Here is a 10,364-nt window from a genome sequence, read left to right as displayed (position 1 = left end):
GGCCCCGGGGCGCGCGGTGACGGAGCCCGCGGCGGACCCGGGCGCGTCCTCGGCCGGGGTGTCCCGGCTGTGGTACGCCGCGTACGGATCGAACATGCACCGGGCGCGGCTGGCGGCGTATCTGCGCGGCGGCCGGTCGGCCGACGGCGGTGACCGTACGTACCCGGGCTGCCGCGATCCGCGCCCGCCCGCGAGCACCCGGGCCGTGTGGCTGCCCGGCGCCCTGTACTTCGCCACGCGCTCACCGGTGTGGGGCGGCGGGCGGGCCTTCTACGACCCGGACGCGCCGGGCCGGGTCCCGGCGCGCGGCTATCTGCTGACGGTGAGTCAGTTCTCGGACATCGCGCACCAGGAGATGTTCCGGGAGCCGGGCACCGATCTCGATCTGCGCCGGGTGCTGCGGGAGGGCCGCGACCGGCTGGGGCCCGGACGGTACGAGACGCTGGTGCGGGCCGGGTCGCTGGACGGGCTGCCGCTGCTGACGTTCACCGCGCCGTGGTCCCGCGGCGAGGTGCCGCCGGTGCCGCCGTCGGCGCGCTATCTGCGCCGGCTGGGCGCGGGCATCGCCGAGGCGCACGGCTGGCCGCCGGAACGCACGGCCGGCTATCTGGCGTCCTGCCCGGGGGCCGCCGGGCACTGGACGGCACGGGCGGTGACCCGGGTGCTGACGGGCGAGGACACCGGCGACGCGTCCTAGCGGCTGCCGCTCCCCTCCGCGGCCTTGACGGCCTCCTCGGCCTGCGGCTTGACCTGGTCGGCGGTCAGCGCGTAGCCGGTGTCGCCGTCGGTGGAGGAGCGGGCGAAGACCATGCCGTAGACCTTGCCGTCCGTGGTGAGCAGCGGTCCGCCGGAGTTGCCGGGGCGGACGGTGGCGCGCAGCGTGTACACGTCGCGGGTCACCACGTTCGTGCCGTAGATGTCCTGCCCCCGGGCGTCGGTGCGGCCGGCGACGGTGGCGGCGCGTACGTCCAGGCCCTGGTTCTCGGGGTAGCCGGCCACCACCGCCGTGTCGCCGCGGGCGGCGTCGCCGGCGAAGTCGAGGGTGGGGGCGGTGAGCCCGGACACCCGGAGGACGGCGACATCGGTCTCCGGGTCGAAGAGCACGACATCGGCCTCCTGGGTCGTGCCGCTGCCGCCGACCTGCACGGTCTGGGTGAGCGCGCCCTCGACGACGTGGGCGTTGGTCATCACCAGTTCGTCGTGGAAGACGAAGCCGCTGCCCTCCTGGATCTGGTCCCCGGAGGTGGCGACGATCTTGACGGTGCTCTCCTCCGCCGCCTGCTGGGCGGCGGCCGGCACCTCGTCGGAGATCGGGACGGTGGCGCTGTCGAGGGCCGACCGGTCGCTCTCGAACGGGTTGAAGACCCGGGGGAACCCGGCCTGGCCCAGCGCCTCGGTGGCCCGGCTGAACCAGGTGGGCGCCTGGTCCGGCATCCGGTCCTGCACGCCGGTCAGCACCCGCGAGTCCCGGATGGCGTGGTTGAGCCCCGGGTAGGGCGAACCGATCAGGGCGCTGGCGGCGATCCAGGCCACCAGCAGGACGGCCACCGCGTTGAGCGCGGCACCGCCCACTCCGTCCAGCCAGCGGGCCGGGGTCCAGGTGAGGCCGTCCCGCAGCCGTACCGCGAGCACCCCTGCCAGCGCCTGGCCGACGGCGGCGGGGACCAGCACCAGCAGCAGCGCGGTGAGCGTGACGGTGAGGGTGCCCGGCACCATGTGCCCGACCACCAGCGGCAGCACCCACACGCCGAGCGCCGCTCCGCCGACGAAACCGGCCAGCGTCAGCAGGGCGGCGACCAGGCCGAGCCGGTAGCCGGAGACGGCGAAGCCGAGGGCGGCGAGCACCAGGATGACATCGAGCAGATTCACCGTGGCCCCTTCCGTCATGAGTGGAACGCCAGTGAATGTCCCGGTGGTTCCTGATGTCCGCCTCGCGGCCCGAGGCCGCCGGTCAGAAGAGCGGGCCGGTGATGGTCAGTCCCAGATCGTTGCCGGCCTTGGCGAACAGGCCGAGCAGCGCCAGCGCGGCGCCGGCGAGCGACAGGTCCTTGAGGAACTGCGTCATCTCGTTCTGCCGGGCGGCCGGGTCGGTCTCCTTCCAGAAGGCGTGCATGAGGAACGCCGTCGGGACGAGGAAGATCACCAGCAGCAGCGCGCCGAGGTCGGCCCAGATGCCGAAGGCGACGCTGATCGCGCCGAGCAGCATCAGCAGCCCGGATCCGAGGACCAGATTGCCCGCGGACGGCAGGCCCTTGGATTCGACGTACCCCGCCATCGCCTTGCTCTGCGACAGGTGATTGAACGCCGACCCGAGGAACAGCAGCACGAAGAGAATCCGGCCGATCAGTACGAGAACATCCATGCCGAAAACCTCCAGGAATTGCGGAGGAGGAAGGAACGGGGATCGGGGATGAAGCCGGGCAGCAACCACCGTATATCCGCCGGTCGGCCCCCGCATCTTCAGCCCGGAGTTCCGCCGTCCGGGGTTTATGGGCCGGTGGTCCGGGCATGGGGGGAAAGTGCCGTGGATGGTCGGGGAATCCTCGGGGGAATGGCATTGCCGCAGTATCTTGCGGAAGCAACCGAGAGTAGCTGACCGACTGCCCTCGTCCTCCAGGGAGGTGCTATGAGCACGTCCGCACGCAGTGCGTCCCCCACCGCCGTCCCGCCCCGCCACCGGCGCGGCCGGCATCCGCACGACGACGCCCCGGACACCTCGCGCCAGTTCGACCGCATCGCCGCCCTGCCGGAGGGGCCGGAGCGGGAGGAGCTGTGCCAGGAGGTGATCTGCGCCTGGATGCCGATGGCCGGCCGGCTGGCCCGCAACTTCCGGGACCGGGGCGAGTCCCTGGAGGACCTGGAACAGGTGGCGGCGCTCGGCCTGGTCAAAGCGGTGCACCGGTACGATCCGGGGCGCGGCTGCGCCTTCGAGAGCTTCGCGGTGCCCACCATCGTCGGGGAGGTCAAGCGCCACTTCCGCGACCACCTGTGGGGGGTGCACGTTCCCCGGCGCACCCAGGAACTGCGCAACCAGGTACGGGCGGCGAGCCGGCAGCTGGAGTGCCGGCCCGACGACCGGCGGCCCACGGTGGAGGAACTGGCCGAGTTCAGCGGGCTCAGCGAGGAGGAGGTGACGACCGGCCTCGAAGCCCTGGAGAGTTACAGTCCGCTGTCGCTGGACGCCGAACTCCCGGGCACGGATGACGGCTACTCCCTCAAGGACACCCTCGGAGTTCCCGATCCCGGATTCGACCAGGTCGTGTTCCGGGAAGCGGTCAAGCCGAAACTCAAGCGGCTGCCCGAGCGGGAACAGCGCATTCTTTATCTCCGTTTCTTCGACGAGCTGACGCAGAGCAAGATCGCGGATCAGCTCGGTATTTCCCAGATGCATGTGTCCCGGCTGCTGACCCGGATCTGCGAACGCCTTCAGGAGGAGATCGAGGAGGACCGGGACAGCGGCGACGACGAGGGCGCCGGTCGCCACTGAACGCCGGACAACAGGATGGCGCGGGGTGCGCGCGCACACCCCCGCCCGCGGCTACACGTCCCGGCGCCGCAGCAGCGCGGCGGCGGCGGTGAGGGCGAGGGCCGCGTAGCCGGTCACCAGCAGCAGCGACGGCCAGGCGCCCAGGGAGCCGACCGCCTCGGCCGTGGCGTCGGAGGACTGGATCAGCTTCTCCAGCGCGGCCGTCGGCGACATCCCGGCCACCCAGCGCTGCGCATCGCCGAACAGCGGGCCGAACATCGCCGGCAGCAGCAGCACCGCCAGCACCGTGGTCACCGCGCCCGCCGCGTGCCGCAGCAGCGTCCCCGCCGCCAGGCCCAGCAGCCCGGCCACCGAGAACGCCGCCGCCACCCCCAGCAGCGCCGGCATCGGCTCCCCCTGCGCGTACCCCTCCTCCAGCATCGCGTCGCCCACCAGATAGGCGCAGGTCACCGCCGGCAGGGCCAGGACGTACAGCACCCCGGCCACCAGCACCGCCTTGGCGGCCAGCACCATGCCACGGCGCGGAACGGCCGCGAAACTGGTGCACAGGGTGCCGTGCCCGTACTCGCCGCTCATCACCAGCGCCCCCACCACGGCGGCCAGCATCATCGCCGGGACCGTGAGGGTCAGCGACCCGCCGAGCACCGTGTCGTCCGGCTGGAGCGACCCGGTGGCGGCCACGAACGCCGCCCCGGGCACCGGCAGCACCGCCGCCACCGCCGTCGTCCACACCGTGGAGCGCACACTGCGGAACTTGATCCACTCGTACGCCAGCGCCGCGCCGAAACCGTTCACCGGGTCACCTCCGCCGCGTACTCCACGGACGCCCGGGCCATCGCCGTGTAGACCTCCTCCAGCGAGGAGAACCGGGGCGTCAGCTCGTGCAGCGCCAGCCCCCGCTCCCGCGCCAGCTCCCCGATCGCCGCCGCTCGCGGCCCCTCCACCAGCCAGCCGCCGCCCGTGTCCAGGCTGACCCGGGCCCGCAGCTCGCCCTCCAGGGCGTCCCGCAGCCGCTCCGTGTCGCCCTCGGCGACCCGGACCACGGTGTGCGCCCGGGAGTGCGCGGCGATGAACTCCTTCACCGAGGTGTCCGCGAGCAGCCGCCCGCGGCCGATCACGATCAGATGGTCGGCGGTCAGCTCCATCTCGCTCATCAGATGGCTGGAGAGGAACACGGTGCGGCCCTCGGCGGCCAGCGACTTCAGCAGTTCCCGGATCCAGCGGATGCCCTCGGTGTCCAGGCCGTTCACCGGCTCGTCCAGGATCAGCACCCGGGGATCGCCGAGCAGCGCGGCCGCGATACCCAGACGCTGGCTCATCCCGAGCGAGAAGCCCTTGGTCCGGCGGCGGGCCGTCGCCGGATCGAGGCCGGTCAGCTCCAGCACCTCGTCCACGCGGCGGCGCGGAATGCGGTTGCTCGCGGCGAGCCCGGCCAGATGCGCGTACGCCGACCGCCCGCCGTGCACCCCTTTGGCGTCCAGCAGCGATCCGACGGTCCGCAGCGGTTCGGCGAGCCGCCGGTAGGGCAGCCCGTCGATCAGCACACTCCCGGAGGTGGGCGCGTCAAGACCGAGCATCATCCGCATGGTGGTGGACTTCCCGGCCCCGTTGGGCCCCAGAAACCCGGTCACCCGCCCCGGCCGCACCACGAACGACAGCCCGCTGACGGCGGTCCTGTCCCCGTACCGTTTGGTCAGTTCCCGTACTTCCATCATGCGGCCGACGCTACGAAGCACCCGCCGCCCCCCGAATCCTCCCGGGGGAGTCGGCCGCTACTCCGGTGGGCGCAGCGGAGAGCTGTCCCCCGGAGGAGGGAACGACCCCGACACCTTCCACCCGACGCTGCTGCCGCGCCTGGCCCACGCGCTGGACGCGCAGGTGGACCCGCGGCTCGTGCCGGGCGAGACCTCCGACGTCACGTTCTCCGGCCGGGCGGCCTGACCCGCGCGGGCCCCAGCGGGTCAGGTGCCCGGGCGGACCAGGCCGGTTTCGTAGGCCAGGACCACCAGTTGGGCGCGGTCGCGGGCGGCCAGTTTGGTCATCGTGCGGCTGACGTGGGTTTTGGCCGTCAGCGGGGACATCAGGAGCCGGGTGCCGATCTCCTGGTTGGTCAGGCCGGCGCCGACCAGGGCCAGGACCTCGCGTTCGCGGTCGGTCAGCACGGCGAGGCGGTGTTCCTGCGGTGCCGCGCCTCCGGTGGGGCCGAGGCGGGCGAACTCCTCGATGACGCGGCGGGTCACCGAGGCGGCGAGCAGGCTGTGGCCGGCCGCCACGGTGCGGATGGCCGCGCGCAGTTCCGGCGCGTCGATGTCCTTCAGCAGGAAACCGGCGGCGCCCGCGCGCAGGGCGCGGAAGACGTACTCGTCCACCTCGTAGGTGGTCAGCACCAGCACCCGTACCCCGGTCAGGTCCGGGTCGGCGGCGATCCGGCGGGTGGCCTCCAGGCCGTCCGTCCCGGGCATCCGGATGTCCATGAGGACCACGTCGGGGCGGGTGGTGCGCACCGCCTCGACCGCGCGGTCGCCGTCGGCCGCCTCGGCCACCACCGCCAGGTCGTCGGTGAGGTCGAGCAGCGCCCGGAACCCGGCGCGGACCACCGGCTGGTCGTCGGCCAGGACGACCCGGATCCGCCGTACGCCGCCGCCGGTCATCGCCGTCCCCGCTCCCCCGGGCTGCCCGGCCCGCTGTGTTCCTCCACCGGCTGCACCGGCTCCAAGGGCTGCGCCGGCACTGGCAGGACGGCCGTGACCCGGAAGCCGCCGCCCGGGGCCGGGCCGCAGGTGAGGGTGCCGCCGATGGTGGCCGCCCGTTCCCGCATGCCGAGCAGCCCGAACCCGGGCGCGCCCGGCGCCGAACGGGGCGGGCCCTCGTCCACCACCTCGACGGTCAGCTCCGCCGCCCCGCCGTGCCCGCGCCGGCCGATCCGCACCCCGGCGCTCCGCGCGGCGGAGTGCCGGACCACATTGGTGAGCGCCTCCTGCACGATGCGATACGCGGCGAGTTCCACCACCGGCGGCAGCGGCGGCCCGTCCGGCTGCCGGTCGTCCCGCAGGGCGACCCGCAGCCGGTCGCCGGCGACGCGGTCGATCAGTTCGGGCAGCTGGGCGAGTCCGGGCGCCGGGGCGTCCGGGCCGGCGGCGCCGTCGTCGCTCTCGCGCAGTACCGCGACCGTCGCCCGCAGCTCCCGTACCGCCTCGCGTCCCGAGGCGCGCACCTGGAGCAGCGCACCGCGCGCGATCTCCGGCCGGCGTTCCAGCGCGTCGAGGGCGACGGTGGCCTGCACGGTCATCGCGGAGACGGTGTGGGCGACGATGTCGTGGACGTCGCGGGCGATCCGCATCCGCTCCTCGCGCACCCGGCGCGCGGCCTCCCGCTCGCGTTCCCGTTCGGCGCGCCGGGCGCGGTCGGCGTAGTGGGCGGTGAGTTCGCGCCGTCCGCGCACCGCTTCGCCCAGCAGCAGCGGCACCAGCGGGACCAGCATCTCCAGTACGGGCGAGGGCACCGCGTTACCGTCCTCGCGCCCGGCGAGCACGGCCGCCCCGGCGGACAGCAGCGCGGCGACGGCCCCGACCCGTACCGAGCGGCGGCGGGTGCCGGACAGGGCGACGAAGTACAGGGAGACCATCACCGGCAGGTTGAGCAGTTCGCCGATGTGCCCGTACAGGGTCCAGGTGAGCGAGCCGGCGCCGGTGACCGCCGCCGAGGCGAGCGGCGCCGCCCGGTGGGCGAGCAGCCCGGCGATCACCAGGCCGAAGACCAGCCGGCTGAAAGCGTCGGCGTCGCCCGAGCCGGGCACGTCCGCGCCCAGGTCGGCGGCGGTGAAGCAGCCGACGGCGGCGCTCAGCGCCACGTCCCGCATCACCGGGGCGCGCCGCCCGCGCCCGTACCGCTTCAGCACACCCCCACGGTACGGTCGCGGGCTCCCCGGCACGTACTCCCCGGGGAGTAGTGCCGGCCCGTGCGCCGGATCCGTCACATGTTGATCATGTGGCCGGACAGCCCGTGGATCGCCTCCTTGACCGCCTCGCCCAGGGTCGGGTGGGCGTGGACGTTGCGGGCGACCTCGTGCACCGTCAGGTCCCACTGCTGGGCCAGGGTCAGCTCCGGCAGGAGTTCGGTCACCTCGGGCCCGATCAGGTGGGCGCCGAGGAGTTCGCCGTGCGTGTCGTCCGAGATGATCTTGACGAAGCCGGTGGCCTGCCCCAAGCCGTGCGCCTTGCCGTTGGCGGTGAAGGGGAACTTCACCACCTTCACGTCCCAGCCCTCGGCCTCGGCCTGCTCCCTGGCCTGCGCCTCGGTCCAGCCGAAGCTGGCGATCTGCGGCTGGCAGTAGGTGGCGCGCGGGATCATCGGATAGTCCAGCTCCATCGTCTCCGCCCCGGCGATGGTCTCGGCCGCGATGATGCCCATGGACTCCGCCGCGTGCGCCAGCATCAGCTTGGCGGTGACGTCGCCGATCGCGAAGATGTGCGGCACCGAGGTACGCAGCCGCCCGTCGACGTCGATGGCGGCGCGGTCGGTGAGCCGTACCCCGGTGTTCTCCAGGCCGTAGCCGGTCACCCGGGGCGCGAACCCGATGGCCTGGAGCACCTTGTCGGCCTCCAGCACCTGGCGGGTGCCGTCCGCGCGGGTCACAGTCACCCGCACCGGCGCGGACGGGTCGCCGTCGTCGATCGACTCGACCCGGGTGGAGGTCAGCGCCTCGATGCCCAGCTTGCGGTACTGCCGGGCCAGTTCCTTGGAGACGTCCGCGTCCTCCAGCGGCACCAGCCGGTCCAGGAACTCCACGATCGTCACCTTGACGCCGTAAGACGCCAGCACGTACGCGAACTCCACGCCGATCGCCCCGGCACCCGCGATGATGATCGAGCCGGGCAGCTCCGACTCCAGGATCTGCTCCTCGTAGGTGACCACGCGCTCGCTCAGGCTGGTGCCGGGCAGCAGCTTGGTGGTGGCCCCGGCCGCGATGATGCAGTGGTCGAAGGTGACGGTCTCGGACCCGCCGTCGTTCAGGTCCACCCGCAGCGTGTGGTCGTCGGCGAAGGTGCCCCGGCCCTGGTACTCGGTGATGCCGTTCTTCTTCATCAGATAGTGCACGCCGGCCACCCGCCCGTCGGCGACCTTGCGGCTGCGGCGGTACGCCTCGGCGTAGTCGAAGCTCACCCGCCCCTCGACGCTGATGCCGAAGGTCTGCGCCTCGTGGGTGAACAGGTGGGCCAGCTCCGCGTTGCGCAGCAGGGCCTTGGAGGGGATGCACCCGACGTTCAGACAGACCCCGCCCCAGTACTTCGCCTCGATGACCGCGGTCCGCAGCCCGAGCTGGCTGGCGCGGACGGCGGCGGTGTAGCCGCCGGGCCCGGCGCCCAGGACGACGACGTCATAGTGCGTGCTCATGCGTCTCACGCTTTCTGGATGAAGTGGTGACTGTGATGGCTGTGCCACCGACCCTACGCCGCCCCTACCACACGTCGCCGTCCCGCCAGTCGCAGGAGAGTGCGCCGCCGAGGTCGAGCGGCGGTCCGGCCGGCGCGCCCACCGGCAGGACGTACACCCCGCCGTCGTCGTCGGCCGTCCTGGCCGGGCCCTCGGCCGTCAGCACCGAGGTGGGGCCCCGCCACCGCTGCCAGCCGCGCGCGGCGTAGAAGGCGTGGGCGTCGTCGGAGGAGCTGAGCGCCCCCAGGTCGTAGGCGCGGTGCACGATGTCCTCCAGGGCGGCGAGCAGGGCCGCGCCGTGCCCCTGCCCGCGGTGTCCGGCCCGTACGGCGACGCCCTCCAGGTAGCCGGTGCGGAGCGCCCGGCCGCCGTGCAGCAGCCGGCGCTGGATGACGGCGCCGTGGCCGATGATCCGGCCGTCCGCCGCCCGGATCAGCGCGTGCAGCCCGCCCAGGGTGTGCGACCAGTCCTCGTCGCTGAACTCGCCGTCGAACGCCTCGTCGAGGAGGGCCCGCAGCTCCGTCCGGGTGGCGGGCTCCAGGTACGCGGTGTGCACGATCTGCGGTGCGGTCATGGCGTCATCCTGACAGCCGGGCGCGGCTACGGCATCCGGGTTCCGGTTGCCTGCTGAAGGTGTGTCAGCACCGGCGGAACGGTTTGCCGGGGGTCAGCATCGGCGGCGTGCGTCAGCGAATCCGTACATTCCAGCGAGGGGTCGTCCTCGCGGTGGTGCTCGCCGCCGCCTCTCCGGTCCTCCCCCGGGCGGTGGCCAAGCCCCCGGTGACGGCCGAGTCCCTGACCGAGGAGGTCAGGGCCCTGCGGGCGGAAGCGGCCGAAGCCAGCGCGACCCATGAACGGCTGCGCCGGCGGCAACTCGACCAGCGCGCCGAACTGGCCGAGCTGCGCGAGCGGCTCGACGCGGAGCGCGAGCGGCTCTCCGGCCTGCGGGACATCGCCGGCCAGCGGGCCCGCGAGCAGTACCGCACCGGTTCGGCGGGCTCCGGCGGCCTGGCCCGGCTGATACTGGCCGACTCCCCCGACATCTTCCTGCACCGGGTGTCCCTGCTGGAGCGCGGCGACCTCGCCGCCCGCCGGCTGCTGGACGAGGTGCTGGAGGCCGAGGCGGCGCTGGCCCGCGACGAGCTGCGCGCCTCCCGCACCCAGGAGCGGCTGCGGCAGGAGGCCGAGCGGCAGCGGGAGATCCGTGAGGAGGTCGGGCGGAAGCTGGCGGCGGCCGAGGAGCGGCTGGCCGAAGCGCGCGCGCTGCGGGCCGAGCGGGAGGCCCGGGCCTCCCGCGCCGCCCGGCAGCGGTCCGCGGCCCCGCTGCCGGCCCCGCCCGCACCGGCGGGCGGCGACTGCGCGAGCGCGGTGCGCGACGCGGAGGAGCTGGCCGAACCGGCCGGCGGCGGGGCGTCCTGGGTGGCGCCGGTGGAGACGTACACCC

General features: G+C 73.7%; 12 protein-coding genes. 4 read left to right on the top strand and 8 right to left on the bottom strand.

All coding sequences use genetic code 11. The features are described from left to right. Positions 1 to 94 precede the first annotated feature (94 nt). Entirely contained in the window at positions 95 to 697 is a 603-nt protein-coding gene (locus ACFV5N_RS18485) for a histone deacetylase (RefSeq protein WP_385600751.1), read from the top strand. Here ACFV5N_RS18485 and ACFV5N_RS18480 read toward each other — a convergent pair. Together ACFV5N_RS18480 and ACFV5N_RS18475 are read right to left on the bottom strand one after the other, a co-directional pair. After that, positions 694 to 1,869 (bottom strand): MarP family serine protease, encoded by a 1,176-nt coding sequence (locus ACFV5N_RS18480; RefSeq protein ID WP_385600748.1) that lies wholly within the window; start codon positions 1,867 to 1,869, stop codon positions 694 to 696. The two genes, ACFV5N_RS18485 and ACFV5N_RS18480, sit on opposite strands and share 4 nt — an antisense overlap. A gap of 82 nt (positions 1,870 to 1,951) precedes the next feature. Further along, positions 1,952 to 2,362: a DoxX family protein gene (locus ACFV5N_RS18475; protein ID WP_385600746.1), complete on the bottom strand. Its 411-nt coding sequence runs from the start codon at positions 2,360 to 2,362 to the stop codon at positions 1,952 to 1,954. Positions 2,363 to 2,626: 264 nt separating this feature from the next. On the opposite strand from ACFV5N_RS18475, the gene ACFV5N_RS18470 reads away from it, so the two are divergent. Further along, positions 2,627 to 3,487, top strand: a complete 861-nt coding sequence (locus ACFV5N_RS18470; RefSeq protein WP_385600743.1) for a SigB/SigF/SigG family RNA polymerase sigma factor — start codon at positions 2,627 to 2,629, stop codon at positions 3,485 to 3,487. Positions 3,488 to 3,538: 51 nt separating this feature from the next. On the opposite strand, the gene ACFV5N_RS18465 is transcribed toward ACFV5N_RS18470, so the two are convergent. After that, positions 3,539 to 4,282, bottom strand: a complete 744-nt coding sequence (locus ACFV5N_RS18465; protein WP_385600740.1) for an ABC transporter permease — start codon at positions 4,280 to 4,282, stop codon at positions 3,539 to 3,541. Continuing rightward, positions 4,279 to 5,202: an ATP-binding cassette domain-containing protein gene (locus ACFV5N_RS18460; protein ID WP_385600737.1), complete on the bottom strand. Its 924-nt coding sequence runs from the start codon at positions 5,200 to 5,202 to the stop codon at positions 4,279 to 4,281. Before ACFV5N_RS18460 ends, ACFV5N_RS18465 begins: the two co-directional genes overlap by 4 nt. Here ACFV5N_RS18460 and ACFV5N_RS18455 point away from each other — a divergent pair. Further along, on the top strand, positions 5,201 to 5,428 hold the full coding sequence (locus tag ACFV5N_RS18455) for a hypothetical protein (RefSeq protein ID WP_385600734.1): 228 nt from the start codon (positions 5,201 to 5,203) through the stop codon (positions 5,426 to 5,428). The two genes, ACFV5N_RS18460 and ACFV5N_RS18455, sit on opposite strands and share 2 nt — an antisense overlap. Before the next feature lie 20 nt (positions 5,429 to 5,448). Here ACFV5N_RS18455 and ACFV5N_RS18450 read toward each other — a convergent pair whose 3' ends face one another. The 4 genes from ACFV5N_RS18450 to ACFV5N_RS18435 all read right to left on the bottom strand — a co-directional run bounded on the left by ACFV5N_RS18450 (position 5,449) and on the right by ACFV5N_RS18435 (position 9,494). Then, positions 5,449 to 6,138, bottom strand: coding sequence for a response regulator (locus ACFV5N_RS18450; RefSeq protein WP_385600732.1), 690 nt, complete (start codon positions 6,136 to 6,138; stop codon positions 5,449 to 5,451). After that, positions 6,135 to 7,385 (bottom strand): sensor histidine kinase, encoded by a 1,251-nt coding sequence (locus ACFV5N_RS18445; protein WP_385600729.1) that lies wholly within the window; start codon positions 7,383 to 7,385, stop codon positions 6,135 to 6,137. Before ACFV5N_RS18445 ends, ACFV5N_RS18450 begins: the two co-directional genes overlap by 4 nt. Positions 7,386 to 7,459: 74 nt before the next feature. Then, positions 7,460 to 8,881 carry a dihydrolipoyl dehydrogenase gene (gene lpdA / locus ACFV5N_RS18440; RefSeq protein WP_385600726.1) on the bottom strand — a complete coding sequence of 474 codons (1,422 nt, stop codon included), beginning with the start codon at positions 8,879 to 8,881 and terminating at the stop codon, positions 7,460 to 7,462. A gap of 64 nt (positions 8,882 to 8,945) precedes the next feature. Next, positions 8,946 to 9,494 carry a GNAT family N-acetyltransferase gene (locus ACFV5N_RS18435; protein ID WP_385600724.1) on the bottom strand — a complete coding sequence of 183 codons (549 nt, stop codon included), beginning with the start codon at positions 9,492 to 9,494 and terminating at the stop codon, positions 8,946 to 8,948. 107 nt (positions 9,495 to 9,601) lie between these two features. Between ACFV5N_RS18435 and ACFV5N_RS18430 the strand changes: the two genes are divergently transcribed. Then, positions 9,602 to 10,364 (top strand): coiled-coil domain-containing protein (locus ACFV5N_RS18430; RefSeq protein WP_385600721.1); only part of this gene is annotated, 763 nt, incomplete at its 3' end.

It is taken from the genome of Streptomyces sp. NPDC059853, assembly GCF_042731495.1.
Lineage (GTDB): Bacteria > Actinomycetota > Actinomycetes > Streptomycetales > Streptomycetaceae > Streptomyces.
The sequence above is the reverse complement of the archived record's forward strand: the minus strand, read 5'-3'. Positions and strand labels throughout refer to the sequence as shown.